This is a genomic window from Parapedobacter sp. GCM10030251 (genome assembly GCF_042666505.1).
Classification (GTDB): Bacteria; Bacteroidota; Bacteroidia; order Sphingobacteriales; family Sphingobacteriaceae; genus Parapedobacter.
In genome coordinates, this window is record NZ_JBHTDN010000003.1 from 250,987 (window position 1) to 265,115 (window position 14,129).

The window sequence follows — 14,129 nt, forward strand, 5'->3', positions numbered from 1 at the left end:
GATGAGCAAGTGGATGTATTATACGGTAGCGCTTTGGCTATTGGTCGGTTGCGGAAAAGGCGAGGGGACAGACCTTCCCGATCCGCTGGAAGAAGGAAACGATTGGGATATTGTCATCCCGTCCTCAAAAGACAAACCGGGTTTGGGCGATAATGATGGCATTCCTGCCGGCGTACCTTGGCAGCTGCCGGAAGGAATCGAAGTTGTGGCGCGGCCGGATGAGCCGTTTAACCCCGATCTCGGATTATTACATGGCAGCCTGAACACGTTTTATGCCGATGTGAATTTTATCAACAACTTGGATGTGACGGTCACCGTGGAAATACCGAGTGGATTAATCTGTTTGTTCAAACACGAGGGACGCACACAGAATGGTATCTTAACGTCAACGGTACGTATCCAGGTGCCGCCTACCTATGCGGACGTCAATCCCCCTGCAGATACAACCACTGTATACCTCGGCTTGGGATGCCTGAACCATACCATGGCATTCCCTTGGGAGGAAAACCAACAATGGGACACGCGGGATTACCCCATCGGCAAGGATATGTACGAACCCAGTGTGGTCACCAGCGATCCGAATATCGGCAAGTTGCTGGAGCTGTTGGCAGATTACCCCAAGCTACGGCTTACGCAGCATTACAATCCCTGGGATGCATTTGAGCCGGATTATGAGACGCCTGAATGGCAGGTGATTTACGGTATGATCCAGAACGCTCTGTGGGAAATTACCGATGGACCGGGGTTGACACGGAAAGATTACCGGGAGCTAGTCGAGGCTTTGGAGCCCTATCGGTAACCCTACTCGGAATCTGCGATTAACAACACGATGAATGGCAGTTCTCTGGGTGTGGATGCCAACTTGATTGATTTCCCTGAGCAACAAAAGGCAGTTGTGCTTTTTTCTAATTACGGAGGCAGAAATTGCAAGGAGGTGATTGAAGGATTTGTGCAACGTTCAGAACAGGGAGATGCCTTGGTTAATCTAACTGATTTTATACCATGTATCCGAACTTTCTTTCAAAATACAATGTGATTGGCTCTGGCTACAACGTAACACGATCGGCAGATGCTTACATAACGGGTCGTTTTTATGCATCGCTGCGATCTCCCCGGGAGGGTAAGAGCTTGGACATCGGTTGCGGAACCGGGAATTATACGATTGCATTGCAAAGCAAGGGCGTGGACATCGTAGGTATTGATCCGTCGACGAATATGCTGGCGGTTGCAAGCTGTCAACATAACTCGATCGACTGGAGGCTTGGCGCTGCGGAAGCCATTCCCGCGTTAGACGGTGAGTTTGGAAACGTGATCGCTATGTTGACCATTCATCATTGGTCCGACAGGCTAAAAGCGTTCCGCGAAATTAGCCGGGTACTGAAACCTGGCGGGCGGATCGTGATTTTTACATCGTGCCCCAATCAAATGCAACATTATTGGTTAAATCACTACTTTCCTGAAATGATGGCCGCTTCCATGCGCCAAATGCCCATGATTGAAAGTGTCATCAGGGAGTTGGCGTGCGCCGGCTTTCGGTTGATTGGCATCGATAGCTACGATGTCCGTAACGATTTAACGGACCTCTTTTTGTATGCTGGTAAACACCGGCCTACGCTGTATCTGGATCCGGACTTCAGGCGAGGAATCTCATCTTTTTCATCCCTCGTTTCACCCACTGAGTTGGCTACGGGGTTGACGAGGTTGAAAAAAGATCTTGCAACCGGCGATTTGCTGCGCATCTTTGAAAAATACCGGTCGACGACTGGCGACTATGCGTTCATAGTCGTCCAAAAACCGTAAGACAGTCGGAGATTCATCCTGAGCGACTACTTATTAGAAGCCAATCTTAAAGTCGTGGAAAGCCGCAATATTCAACTCGAAGGAAATGCGGTGCCGGCTCGTACGTAAGGGAACCGATTCGGATGCATAGTGATGATAACCATAATACAGCCTGAATACCGATCCTAAGGTGATTCCGGCCTTTGGTGTGATGCGCCAGTCACCGCCGGAAAAGTCGGTATACCATCCCACATCAACCCCGCCGCCCAGGGTAGCTGCGTCAAACAGAGACGATCGGATTCCCACGTCTACGTTCAGTTTCGGAACGAGCGCGAATTGTCGGGCGAATACGGATTCGAAACCTAATGAAACGTCGTAAAAACTTCGCTCCTGAGATCCGTACAACGTGTTGTAGGCAATGAGCCCAAGGTCCACACCGAAAGCTCGTTGATAGGACACGCCGAATCTGTTTATGGCGATAACTCCCGAAGCGCGCTGGGCGTAGGTATGCGCTAGGGCCATCAGATTGAGCAGCACGATTAATGCGGCTAGACGGGATAGGCGATGTATAGAACGAATGTTCATCGCTTTTAAATACGAACTGAAACACAAATCGATCGGTGCCTATCGACGGCTTATCTCAAAGAGGCCCTATACTTCTTCCCGACATCAAAGGACGCCGAAGCCCCGAGGCGGAAGTTAGCCTTTGCGTCCAGGTAAGGGTTTCCTGCTACCCAACCTTTCGTCTTTCCTTCCGCAACCGCCACAATGCGCCAAGTGTTACCAAGTGCATAGGAACCCTGCAATCGCAGTAGCCCCCCTGGAGTCGCCTTGCGATCAAAAAAGTCTTCGGGTTGCAGCCAAAGCAAGACAGAGGGCTGTAGCAGCAAGCGATCCTTTCCGGCGAGGCTAAATACGTAGGGGCTGCGTTCCATTTCGATGCCCGGTAGCAACCGATGTTTATTCCGGTAGCCATGCAGGCTGACAAGGTATTGGTGTTCGCGGTGGTCGATAAAGAAGTCGGCCGTAAGGTCATATCCAAAAGCGTTGAGGTAATGCCTTACGGCAATGTTGAATGCCGTTTGTTCATTCAGCCGAATCCGGTTAATGCCCACCATAAACGGCGAAAGGAAGTTGAGGTACTGCAGGTTGCCCATCCGCTTGAGATATCGGTGTTCTTCATCCGTCAATGAGGTCGTCTTGATCGCACGGTCGATGCCTACACCGCTGGGGTGTGTGCCACGTGCCTCGTAAGGTTCGTCCGGCCGGTGCAAGTCATATACCCACGGCGTAAAATCCCAGCCTACGAAGTCGCGATCGGCAACCGTCAGTCCATGCGCATTCATACTATCGATGCTGGCATTGTAATCCTTTTGTTTGAATTGGTTCACGTAATCGATGGCATGCTTGGTAAGCAGGATATTCAATGCGATATTGGCATGTTTAGCGCCGCCGAAGAAATTATCCTTTTGCAAGCCCCGCAATAGCAGCAATTCACTTTCAATCCCCGCAGCAAAGCTGCGCACCAGTTCTTGTGGAGCCACTTTTTTCAGGCGGATGAGGTCTTCGTCCTTCACACGGCTTACCGAACCATTGGCAAATCCCCCATTGAAGCGGTTATACGTTTCGTCATAAGACGTTATACCCCTCACGGTTAATCCAGCCCGGTGGAATTCCTCGTGCATCCATTGGGCGGAGAGTACGACGCCGTAGTAGGTAAACACATAGTCAACCAAACCTGACGTGAGGTTGGCTGCGATACGGTTATAAACGCGCTTTCGTTTCGTATCCGGGCGGATTATGCCCTGCCAGAGTTTATTATTGAGATGATAGTTGACCCGGTGAAGGTTTTGTGTTACCGCGAGTGCCTGCTGCATCGAATAGCTGTCGAACAATTCCCCGGTACGTGCCGCGTCCCGTTGGAAAGGCAGGTCCAGCAACGGCAGGTCGATATATAGCGGATAATGCTGAAGGCTATCGATTGTCTTGGATTGAGCAGACGGCATCAGCGTGCATATTAACATCAGCAGAAGCGCGGGCAACCGATATATTGGTGTCTGTTTCAATTGCTTTTTTTTGGTTTTTTGGTCTGCGACCGCTTGTCCAAGTAAACCAAACATCACGCTATAATTTGTGCAGGAAATGTCGTGTTTATGTTTCATGCTTAAAAATACTTGGAATCTGAAGTGGTGATGTTCGTTTTCGACGAAGCGTGCTTACGGTCGATAAAGACGAAGCACCGTAGATGAGCCGTCGTTGTCTGTTACAAAATGTTACCTTTGCTGCCATTACCAATACGTACGACTCATGAACGAAAAGCTGATGGAGCGAAGTAGTGGCAGGTGTGAATTATGTCAAAAGGAAACGGAGGTGGTGGTGTACCACGTAACGCCTACTTCCTATGCGGCTAATGAGGTGGCTGTCTGCAAATCGCTGATTGGTCAAATCGAGGGAACGGAGTCGCTGGATTCTGATGCATGGCGTTTTCTGCCAGATGCAATGTGGAGCGAAATTCCTGCCGTCCAGGTGCTCGCCTGGCGGATGCTCAACCGTTTAAAAGGAGAAAGCTGGGCAGCGGATGCGTTGGATATCCTGTACCTGGACGACGAGACACTCGAATGGGCTAAGGCCGCCGGCGACCAAGCAGAATTAAGTGAAGGTATTAGGCACATGGATGTCAACGGTAACGTCTTGCAAAACGGTGATTCGGTTGTGCTTACCAAGACTTTGGACGTGAAGGGCAGTTCGATTAGCGCGAAGCTCGGTACCGTGGTTAAAAATATCCGCCTCGTTGAAAATAACCCGGAGCAAATTGAGGGCCGCATAGAAGGGCAGCTTATAGTTATTCTTACAAAATACCTGCGAAAGCAGAACTAGTCCGCGCGCTTCACGGTCAAATGACCGCACAATAACGTAAGCAATTCACAGGGATCCATATCGATCGCTTTTGCGATAAGATAAAGCTCGTCGGCCCGCAGTTTGGCTGAGGGGTTCAAGGTCAATTCATTCATGCGGGCTTTGCTCAGCCCGGCACGTCTGGCAACCATTGACTTATTAACGGATCGTTTAGCCAAAATTTCTCCTAACAACGTCATGTGGTTCAATCATTTGTGTGGGTAAATATACTATTTGTATAGAAAATATGAACAAATGTTTGTTTAAATAAACATTTGTCTCTATGTTTGTATAGAAATTCTATACATTTATTTAGATATATGGAAACAATTACCACACAACAACTTGTCGGGCGACTAACCGCCCGGATGGATTTAGACCGTATTTTTCTTTTTTCTAATCCCTCATCGAATCGCGAACAACAACATTTGCTGTTAGTCGTGAACCCGGTTAAGGGGCTTGCGCCGACGAGTTTGGCGCCTATCGTCTCACTCTGCTTTTCGGATACGGAATCCCTTCCCTTTGATCTGATCCTCACCGGAGAGTGGCAAAACCAGTTGAAACATGGAAGCCTTTATTACACGTATGCTTCCCTGCCACCGCACGAGCTCTATGCAGATACGAAGAAGAAAAGCCCCTTATTTTCGCGCAAGGTGATAAGCAGTTTGCTGGAGCTTTCGGCGCTCAACTATACGAAATCCCGTAAAAATTCCGACGAATTCCGCAGAGGAGTAGACAACTACTTGATCAAGGGCGAATATGGGCAAGCCACCTTCATGCTACATCAATTTCTGGAACTGCGGCTGAAAGGGTTCATGGCGACGATCGGTAAGAACGGTGGAAAATCGCACAGCATTGAACATTTGATAAAGTCCGTGCGTAGTTTTGTACCGCAGCTTACAGCCCTTTTTCCGTATGACGACTGTTACGCGGTAGATTTGCTACGGCTATTGGACCAAAGCTATGTGAAAGCCAAGAAGCAGGAACCTGTCGATCTTTCCCTTGACGAATTTAATATACTGTTGGATAAATGCGAACAGGCGAAGAGCACGATGGATGAAATGGTCACTACCATGACGGAACGCATCCATGCCTACCGGGAACAATTGCCGAGGGAAGCCGAAAAACAGCCTGAGACGGAGCAGCCTGCGACCAACCCAGCCCAGCCGGCAACGGAAGCTTCAGCCGCGCCGACCCCAGCGGCCCAGCTCATCTGTGAGGATTTCTCCAGTTTTCCCTGGCCCAGCCCCTATAAACAAGACGTTAACAAACTATTGGATAAGATACACAAAAACCACAATCCCGAACAGATTACGATGTTGAATTACCACACGGGCGGTTTTTCGGGAATTAGTCTGTTCCGGAAAGAACAGGCTGAGGAAAAGGAAGGTTCCAAGATAGAACTTTATCTCGTTGTGGTGATGAAAAATACAGGTCCTTTTCAATTTAGATGCATGCAGGTAGGGGTGGCCAGCGCAATGGTTGTTTATATGAATGTCAAGGAACTTGAAAGGAAACTAGCCAGTGGAAACCGATTTGCACATACGTGGTGGACGAAAGGTACGATACTCCGTAGAAAATCAACGTTTGAACCGTCATTCGCGGTAGCGGCGGTAGATTGGCAATCGGTGTACGACCAAAGTACAGCGATGTGGCAACGTGCAAAAGCAAGCATGGTGAATTTAAATGAGATCATCCAGCAAACACCGGTGTTGACACTCGATGCCGGATCGGTATTGTTACGGAATTTGTTGGATATCGCGGTCAATACGTACCTACGTTTCGCAATCGGATATATACCGCATCGGATCAACCTAGCCGAATTGATCGATTGGAGTGGCGTTATCGGACGCAAGGTCATGGATTTTACCTACCCTTCAAACCAAAAGGACGAAGTGCGTATGTATTTTATCCTGAATCCTGAAGGCGCTTGGTTGCAAGATGTGACCATGTCGTTATCCACTACATCGCAGCATATTTATCGGGATAAGGCACAAGAAATGGTGAAGTTTTTTGAAGGGCTGTGCCAGAATGTGCTGGATGAAATAGCAGGGAAAGTCGAACAGCAGACCGAACAGGGGGTGTCCTTATGAGTTCACTTTTTAACGATAACGCGACTGAGAAGCTTTCTGCTGATTGTTCCCTTATTTATTCCAGCTTTATCTATTGCATGATGCTGAACCGGATAAGCCGAGGTTATTCAGCATTGGAGTTATCTTTCCTTTTAGGGGAGAACGATAATTACATAAGGGACATGGAACGGTTTAAAGTGATGGATTTCGGTATTGGACTGTATGGGCAATTATGTAAGGTATTCAACCATCCGTCTTTTCTCCACCAACAACACCATAGGCAGCCAAAATTGAGACATGAAATGTATGTTTGGAAAGCTGAGGACACGATTTTTTATCGTATGGAGTGCGGTAAGAGCGAATACGAAAGTGTGATTTTGTTTCAGTTAACGGAGGAAGATGCGGAGACCAGGGAACAAAGATATCCCTCCTCGGTCGAGCTTGACCAAGAGCAATCGCAACGCGCCGGATTAAGGATGTGATGGATGATGACGAAACTTAACGCAACCTCCTATGCTGGCATGCTTGACCAAAATGGCTTCAAGCAGTGGTATAAATATCTGAAATTACGCATTGCCTATCGATATCAAATGGAAGAAGTATCGTTTTTAATGAGTAGACCACCCTTTTATTTCAGGGATTACGAAATGCTGGCAGTTGGAGCGAGAATCACATTCCAGGATGAAGCGATTTTATCGAAGATTTTTCATCAACAGAAGATTACTGAGCAATGGAATTTTGACAAAGATCACTACGGAGTATCCGAAAAACGGGTTATCCGAATACGGCGGGAGGAAAGTTTAAAGGAGATTACTTACTTCATTACCATTCCTTGGACGATTAAAGGAAATGACAGCGCCAGTAAACTACGGCTGTGTAAAAGAAGGCGAACGATAACAACCGAAGAAGAAAGTGAAATACGGAACGATATCGGAGTTAGTATCGACGGTCTTGTCATGCAGGGGTTTTTCCGCTGTAACCGGTCTGCTTTGGATGTTTTCCATGCCGTTGAGGAAGGTTGTCATTGGTCGCCACTTCTGCGACCCGCGTATGTGAAGGAGGCGCTTTATCAACAAATCGGTTTGAATAACCTTTCATTGAAAACAGTTAGCGGCCAATTACTATTTCAAGAGAAAATCTGAATAATATGCCTTTCGCCAATCACACACCTTATGACCACTTTCCGCGCCGGTTGCACCCGCGGGAAATCGGCAACCCTTACCTTGCCATTCACCAGTTCTTCGATTGGGAAAACTTCCCTGAGTGGCGCAACCATCTCGACAGATGGCTACAGGCCGCATTAAAATCGGGATTCCAGCTCAATCGTATTGAGCTTGTCGAGCTGTTCGTCCGTTATGAATTTATTGAATTATTGGTGGAAGCGTTATCGCTTGTCCAGCGGTTGATGGATAGTTTTCATATGCCGGATCAGCGGCTTTATCGTCAAATGGCAAATGATAGCGATAAACTCCTACCAGACCAAATCAACACCGCTCACGGTTATTTCAACAATGGGCACAATCCCAAAACGTTCGAACGAGAAGAATACTACCCATTCCACTTGGAAGCCGGAGAGAAGAAAAACCCACACGGTGTAATCTATGATTTTTTCAAATATCATGATTTACCCCAATATCGCGATGCGCTATACTGGTGGTACATCGTTGCTATTGATTATACCTGCGCAGACGACAGTCGGGGGAGTGATTACATATACAAGTTACACAGCAAACTCCAAAAAGTCATAGAAGCGGCGCATTTGATTCATATAAGGACCAAAGGCGATACAGCTATTGATGGATTTGGAACCTGATAGCACAGGTTGTAGTTGCATGATGATCAGAATTCTCCGACATAAAGGTCTAAATGGAATGAATGTTCCCGGAGTATGCTCCAACATTTAATTGACATCGTATCGATATTGCGTCGCCATGCGTGCACGCTGTGCACACGGTAGGTCCATATTTTAGGTGAATGAATGCGTTGCCACCGTGGAAGTACTGCGAGTAGAAGTAGTTAGGCCGTCTCCAATAAATGGGACGGCCTTGTTTCGACCAAAATGACATCTACCACAACTCATTCAATCGAAAGTCTTTCAATCCATCCCAGCTGTTCCGTAAACAAATGGGGCAGGACGGCTCGTTTTATTTTTCAAAGATATACTGAATCCGATTCTTCATGTTTCGTTTTCGACGAATGGCGCTTATAGTCGACAAACGGAAGGAATTTTCGCATGGGTCTTGTTAGCGCTCACTCGTCTCTCAGCGAATCCACAGGGTTAGCCAGTGCCGCCCGTAGTGATCGATAGCCAACGGTCAGTGCTGCGATGGCAAGTGTAATACCTATCGCAAATAGGAAAATGCCCGGTCCAACACCGATCCGATAAGTGAAATCCTGTAAGTAACGGTTCATACCCAGCCAGGCAATTGGTGCCGCAATGATAAAGGCAATCAATAAGAGGCGGGCAAACTCGCGGCCAAAAAACCAAAGGATCTGCGGAACCGTGGCACCCAAAACTTTACGTATACCGATTTCTTTCGTTTTATGGAGCGCCATAAACGAGATTAGTCCATAGAGTCCAAGACACCCGATAAGGATAGCCACCAATGCAAATCCTTGGATGAGGTTGAGCATAATATTGTCTAGCTTATAAAATTCAGCAATGGAGTCATCCAAAAACTGATACGAATATACATAGTCCGGATACGTTTCTTTCCAAATCCGTTCAAGACTAGCCATCGTGGAAACAAGTTGCCGTCCATCCAATTTGATAGAACAATTGCCATAGTAAATCGTCCACGGCATAATACACACGGCATCTTTTTCGGTGTGGAATGAGTAATTATAAAAGTCTTTTACGACACCAACGATCGTACCTCGGTTATCGTCGCCGTTGACGGCGATGTGCTTGCCAATGACTTCTTCCGGCGAGGCGAGATTTAGTTTTTTAACGAACGTTTCATTGACCAGAAATTCGCGGATGGTATCCGAGGGAAAGAAGTTTCGGCCGGCTACCAACGGAATATCAAATGTGGATAGGTATCGATTGTCCGCGTATTTCAGGTTGATGCTCCAACGTTCGGATTCCAGCCGATTATCGTAACGAATGTCTGTCAGGTTGTTGCTTCCCGAGGCTGGCGGTTGAAAATTGAGCGATATACTTTTTACGCCATTAACTGTGGCCAATCGGTCGCTAAGGGTTTTCATTTTGCTAACGTTTTGCCGATCCGGTACCGGTAGGCTCACCAGGGCTTCCTTGTCAAAACCCAGATCGGTTTCTCGCGCGTAGCGAATCTGATTCGCAATAATCAATGTGCCGATGATCAGCACTTGGGAGATGGCAAATTGACCGATCACCAAGGTTCGCCTCAACGAGAAACCACCGATATCCCGTTGGGTGATTTTGCCTCGTAATGCTTGCACGGGTCTGAAGCCGGCCAGAACCAAGCCGGGATAGAAACCCGACAGGAAAATCACAAAAACTGCTACGCAAACAAGGAAAAGGGGTAGCTGCCAACTGTCAAATAACCTAAGATGAACCTGAATCTCAAGCAACTGATTGATGACCGGCAAGGCGACGTACGCTATGACATATGCAGTAACCAGGGCGAAAGCAGTAATGATGGCGGTCTCCGAAATGAACTGCCAAAAAAGTTGGTTTCGATTGCCTCCAAGTACTTTCCGTACACCGATTTCCTTTGCTCGATTAATAGCTTGGGCAGTAGCCAGGTTGGTAAAGTTGATTGCGGCGGTCACAATGAGAAACAGCCCGATGAAAAGCAAGGCCCATAAATAACTTTTGTTGACATAGCCATCAAAATCTGGATTAAAATGGATGTCATTCAAGGGCTGCAGCCTGAATTTCCAGATGTCTTTATCCCTGCCTTCATAGATTCGCTTCGGCAGTTCGTCCAAACCCCGGCCCACTTGTTCCGTATCAACACCATTTTTTAATAGCGTATAACACTTTGAGCCGGTAAATACGCCTCTCCAGTTGTCCTCCCCACCATCGGCATTCTTCAATAGTTCGTGATAAGAAACAAAGATCTCCTGGGCAAACGCTGTATTGGTCGGAAAATCGGCAAGGATCCCTGTTACCACATAATCGGTTTGGTTACCGATCCGGAGTGTTTTTCCTATTGGATCACTATCGCCAAAATATTTGTTAGCCATCCGTTCCGTTAAGACGATTTCATGAGGTTGGCGAAGAATCGTGCTACTATCCCCTCGCAGTAATGGAAAATGGAAGATGGCAAAAAAGGCAGGCTCTGTATAGGCTATGCCGGATTCTTCAACAAACCGTTTATCATCACCCCCATCGGCTACGGCCACCATCACGTTTCGATAATCCACTATCCGGGCTGTATGATCGGCGAAGCTGAAATCATCGCGGAAAGTTTTACCCAATGGCCGCGGCACGCCCGGTGATCGGCCGATGCCATCGTCATGCCACTCCGTAACCAGGCGGTAAATACGATCCTTATGGGGATGGAATCTGTCGAAACTAAAGTGATATGCGACTACCGCGAAAATAAGTAAGGCACTGGCAATGCCCAAAGACAGTCCCAGTATATTGACCAGCGCATAGGATTTGTTATGCTTGATGTTACGCCAGGCGATTTTAAAATAACTCTTTATCATTTTATTTAGTAGTTAACTTCACTGCCGATTAGGAATTTGAAATCAAACAATTGGAAAAATGATGAATCGAGGCAATGCATTTCCTTTTCGATTTAATTACCGGAACTCGCCAGCTATCCACGATAATCCATTTTTAAGCCAAAAACGCAATAGGCTGTTTTCTAGTATTCTGTGTCGAATTATTGTGGAGCGGTGTTCGATATCGGACACTTCTTGTTCAGTTTCGGACATGAGCATAAGCCCAGGCTTTATTTTGGCCCGTCACTCCCCGGCGGAAACTAAAACCTTACTCATCCCGTAAACTGTCGACCGGGTTGGCCTGATTGGCTTTCGCACATAATCCGACAATCAAGGCGTAAGCCAATACAAAGACCAACAGACCTACCAGCAGGTAGGCGCCCACATCCTGGGTTATCCGATACGCGTAACCTTCCAGCCATTTATTGGCGATCCAATACGTAATTGGCCAAGCGATGAGATTAGCCACGATAATGAGGCGAGTGTAGTCCTTCACAAACAATAGGGCCAGGTGTTTGAGGTCTGCCCCGAGCACTTTCCTAACGGCAATTTCTTTGGTACGCTTGGCCAGGGTAAAGCTCACAATGCCAAATATACCCAGTGCAATGATTAAGAAGTTCAGCGCCGTGGCTACATCGGCAGCCCGCTTCAGCTGCAGCTCCGATCGGTACAAGGCCGCGAACTGGTCGTCCATGAATGTAAATTCAAACGGCGCATCGGGGACTAGTTTTTCCCATTGCTGCTTGATAAGCGAGATAGTCTCGGCGAGGTCCGACCCACGCAATTTCAGCGAGAGAAAGCGGTACGAAAGCCAGTCCTGCACATGGAAAAATGCAAGAGGTTTAACAGCCTGTTGCAAGCTGGAATAATTGTAATCCTTGATCACGCCTGCGACAGTAACCTCGCTGCCAGATGAAGGTTGGCGTAGTTTTTTATTGATTGCGGTTTCAGGCGTTAATCCCAGAGCGGTCATTGCCGATTCATTCAGTACGACCTGATTGGGAATGTGGCCGCCGGACTGTGCAAAGCAACTGCCGGCAAGTACGGTCATGCCGAACGTCTGCGCATAATCCTGATCCGCACCGATGGAGTAAATCATCGCTTCCGGTCCCTCTCCTGTAGCTACTTGGAAGTCAAAAGCATTCGGTGGCTGGCGCTCAGGTACCTCAAAGGATAGCGAAGCACTTTCGACGGCGGTTAATCCGGCAAGCGCGTGCTTCACGTCCATCATTTTTTGGACACCCGCGGCATCCCATTGTTTGGGGAAAGCGGTGATTACCATCACCTGCTCTTTGCTATAGCCGATATCTTTTGAAAAAATGTAGTTCACTTGGCGCGATACAATCAGCGTACCGATAAATATCGCGATGCCGAGTGTAAACTGGACGGTCAGCATCGTCTTGCGAAGGGTAAGATTGCCCATAGCGGTGTCGATCTTGCCCTTTACGGCAATGGTAACCGGCGATGAACTAAGCCTGAATGCCGGATAAATTCCTGCCAATAGCCCGGTTGTCAATACCAGTGCCGACAGGCTGGCGTAAGCGACCCAGCCGAAATCGAAGACGGAGTCGAGCTGAGTGTTTAAGATTTTATCGAAAATGGGACGCAACAGTTGGTAAAACGGCAAGGAAAGCAGTGCCGCTAATGCCGTTAGAAACAGGGCTTCTCCCAAAAACTGGCCGATCAGCTGTCGCCTGGCTCCGCCGAAAACTTTGCGCAGACCGATCTCCTTAAGCCGTTGTGATGACGTCACGACGCTGATGTTGACAAAGTTGATCACCGCCATCAGGAGGATGAACAGGGCCGACAGTGACAAGATCGTGATCATCCGACGAGCGGCACCGCCATTATCGTTTAGGTAATAGTCTTTCACAGGGGCCAGCTCGACGGTCAGGTTCTGTTGGATGTTCTCGGGTGTGTATTTGGCAAGCACCTTTTGGCAAGGCACCACGAGGTCGGCTGGTGTGACGCCCGGTTGGAGTTGGATCATGCCGATCTCAAAGGGGTTGTCCCAGCCGGCTGCCGGGTCTTCAAACCCATAATATAGATTGCCTTCGGTGGGTACGAACACGGAATAGGTATCGCCAATGAGGTGGGTTACCGAATTATAAGGAATGTCAGCGATGACCGCCGAAACCTGGTAGTCTTGCTTTTCACCCTGTACGGTGGTATGAACAGTAAGGGTTTCATTGATGGCGTCTTTTTTGCCAAACAGTTTCAGTGCCATGCTTTCGGTGATGACGGCAGAATGATTATTGGGAAAGGGGTGGGCGGCATTCCCATAGCTGACGGGAAAGCCATACATCCGGATGAAGGACGTGTCGCCGATGGCAATATCTTCTACAAAATGCTTATCGCCGGCCGATACAACATTCTTTACCGGGTTGTAACGGTAGTAATCGGCTACCAACGACGGATACTCCTCACGGAGTGTTTTAGCCAAGGGACCCAGCGTCGTGACGTCCAGTCCGAGCCCTTCGGTTTTCCACTTACTTTTGACGATGTATTGGTCTTCAACATTCCGAAGCGGGCGGTTGATATTGTATTGGTTGAGCACATATACACCCACGACCATGGTGAAGGTAATGCCAATGGTAAGGCAGAAGACGTGAATGAAGGAAAACAGCTTGTGTTTTGACAGGTAGCGCCAGCCTGTTTTGAAATAGTTGTGTAACATTATAACGTGTCTTTATCGGTGCTACAGTTGTCCGCCCGCCGGCGGAT

12 protein-coding genes are annotated in these 14,129 nt (G+C 48.0%); 7 read left to right on the forward strand and 5 right to left on the reverse strand.

What is annotated here, in order from left to right; genetic code table 11:
- Window position 1 precedes the first annotated feature (1 nt).
- Together ACFQRK_RS10460 and ACFQRK_RS10465 are read left to right on the forward strand one after the other, a co-directional pair.
- On the forward strand, window positions 2-799 hold the full coding sequence (locus ACFQRK_RS10460) for a hypothetical protein (RefSeq protein WP_379006289.1): 798 nt from the start codon (window positions 2-4) through the stop codon (window positions 797-799).
- A 203-nt stretch (window positions 800-1,002) separates the two neighbouring features.
- Window positions 1,003-1,800, forward strand: coding sequence for a class I SAM-dependent methyltransferase (locus ACFQRK_RS10465; RefSeq protein WP_379006292.1), 798 nt, complete (start codon window positions 1,003-1,005; stop codon window positions 1,798-1,800).
- Window positions 1,801-1,833: 33 nt separating this feature from the next.
- Here ACFQRK_RS10465 and ACFQRK_RS10470 read toward each other — a convergent pair whose 3' ends face one another.
- The gene (locus ACFQRK_RS10470; protein ID WP_379006295.1) at window positions 1,834-2,364 is read right to left on the reverse strand and encodes a hypothetical protein; all 531 of its coding nucleotides are present in this window, start codon (window positions 2,362-2,364) and stop codon (window positions 1,834-1,836) included.
- A 50-nt stretch (window positions 2,365-2,414) separates the two neighbouring features.
- Window positions 2,415-3,941, reverse strand: coding sequence for a hypothetical protein (locus tag ACFQRK_RS10475; RefSeq protein WP_379006297.1), 1,527 nt, complete (start codon window positions 3,939-3,941; stop codon window positions 2,415-2,417).
- A 145-nt stretch (window positions 3,942-4,086) separates the two neighbouring features.
- Here ACFQRK_RS10475 and ACFQRK_RS10480 point away from each other — a divergent pair, with 145 nt between their 5' ends.
- Entirely contained in the window at window positions 4,087-4,656 is a 570-nt protein-coding gene (locus ACFQRK_RS10480) for a PhnA domain-containing protein (protein WP_379006299.1), read from the forward strand.
- On the opposite strand, the gene ACFQRK_RS10485 is transcribed toward ACFQRK_RS10480, so the two are convergent.
- Entirely contained in the window at window positions 4,653-4,874 is a 222-nt protein-coding gene (locus tag ACFQRK_RS10485; protein ID WP_379006301.1) for a helix-turn-helix domain-containing protein, read from the reverse strand. The genes ACFQRK_RS10480 and ACFQRK_RS10485 overlap by 4 nt on opposite strands.
- 120 nt (window positions 4,875-4,994) lie before the next feature.
- On the opposite strand from ACFQRK_RS10485, the gene ACFQRK_RS10490 reads away from it, so the two are divergent.
- From ACFQRK_RS10490 to ACFQRK_RS10505, 4 genes are all read left to right on the forward strand, one after another.
- Window positions 4,995-6,767 carry a HEPN domain-containing protein gene (locus ACFQRK_RS10490; protein WP_379006304.1) on the forward strand — a complete coding sequence of 591 codons (1,773 nt, stop codon included), beginning with the start codon at window positions 4,995-4,997 and terminating at the stop codon, window positions 6,765-6,767.
- Between the two features lie 161 nt (window positions 6,768-6,928).
- Window positions 6,929-7,228, forward strand: coding sequence for a hypothetical protein (locus ACFQRK_RS10495; protein WP_379006306.1), 300 nt, complete (start codon window positions 6,929-6,931; stop codon window positions 7,226-7,228).
- A gap of 3 nt (window positions 7,229-7,231) precedes the next feature.
- Window positions 7,232-7,888 carry a hypothetical protein gene (locus tag ACFQRK_RS10500; protein WP_379006309.1) on the forward strand — a complete coding sequence of 219 codons (657 nt, stop codon included), beginning with the start codon at window positions 7,232-7,234 and terminating at the stop codon, window positions 7,886-7,888.
- Between the two features lie 5 nt (window positions 7,889-7,893).
- Complete coding sequence (locus ACFQRK_RS10505; protein ID WP_379006310.1) at window positions 7,894-8,559, forward strand: hypothetical protein; 666 nt, start codon at window positions 7,894-7,896, stop codon at window positions 8,557-8,559.
- 437 nt (window positions 8,560-8,996) lie between these two features.
- Here the strand turns inward: ACFQRK_RS10505 and ACFQRK_RS10510 are convergent, their stop codons facing one another.
- Together ACFQRK_RS10510 and ACFQRK_RS10515 are read right to left on the reverse strand one after the other, a co-directional pair.
- Entirely contained in the window at window positions 8,997-11,387 is a 2,391-nt protein-coding gene (locus ACFQRK_RS10510; RefSeq protein ID WP_379006313.1) for an ABC transporter permease, read from the reverse strand.
- A 286-nt stretch (window positions 11,388-11,673) separates the two neighbouring features.
- Complete coding sequence (locus ACFQRK_RS10515) at window positions 11,674-14,082, reverse strand: ABC transporter permease (protein ID WP_379006315.1); 2,409 nt, start codon at window positions 14,080-14,082, stop codon at window positions 11,674-11,676.
- Window positions 14,083-14,129 lie beyond the last annotated feature (47 nt).

Bases quoted from the DNA above. Each gene is read 5' to 3' on its own strand.
- ACFQRK_RS10500 (WP_379006309.1), top strand. From the start codon at position 7,232: ATGATGACGAAACTTAACGCAACCTCCTATGCTGGCATGCTTGACCAA.
- ACFQRK_RS10515 (WP_379006315.1), bottom strand. From the start codon at position 14,082: ATGTTACACAACTATTTCAAAACAGGCTGGCGCTACCTGTCAAAACAC.
- ACFQRK_RS10465 (WP_379006292.1), top strand. From the start codon at position 1,003: ATGTATCCGAACTTTCTTTCAAAATACAATGTGATTGGCTCTGGCTAC.
- ACFQRK_RS10495 (WP_379006306.1), top strand. From the start codon at position 6,929: ATGGAACGGTTTAAAGTGATGGATTTCGGTATTGGACTGTATGGGCAA.
- ACFQRK_RS10460 (WP_379006289.1), top strand. From the start codon at position 2: ATGAGCAAGTGGATGTATTATACGGTAGCGCTTTGGCTATTGGTCGGT.
- ACFQRK_RS10470 (WP_379006295.1), bottom strand. From the start codon at position 2,364: ATGAACATTCGTTCTATACATCGCCTATCCCGTCTAGCCGCATTAATC.
- ACFQRK_RS10475 (WP_379006297.1), bottom strand. From the start codon at position 3,941: ATGAAACATAAACACGACATTTCCTGCACAAATTATAGCGTGATGTTT.
- ACFQRK_RS10510 (WP_379006313.1), bottom strand. From the start codon at position 11,387: ATGATAAAGAGTTATTTTAAAATCGCCTGGCGTAACATCAAGCATAAC.
- ACFQRK_RS10480 (WP_379006299.1), top strand. From the start codon at position 4,087: ATGAACGAAAAGCTGATGGAGCGAAGTAGTGGCAGGTGTGAATTATGT.
- ACFQRK_RS10485 (WP_379006301.1), bottom strand. From the start codon at position 4,874: ATGACGTTGTTAGGAGAAATTTTGGCTAAACGATCCGTTAATAAGTCA.
- ACFQRK_RS10505 (WP_379006310.1), top strand. From the start codon at position 7,894: ATGCCTTTCGCCAATCACACACCTTATGACCACTTTCCGCGCCGGTTG.
- ACFQRK_RS10490 (WP_379006304.1), top strand. From the start codon at position 4,995: ATGGAAACAATTACCACACAACAACTTGTCGGGCGACTAACCGCCCGG.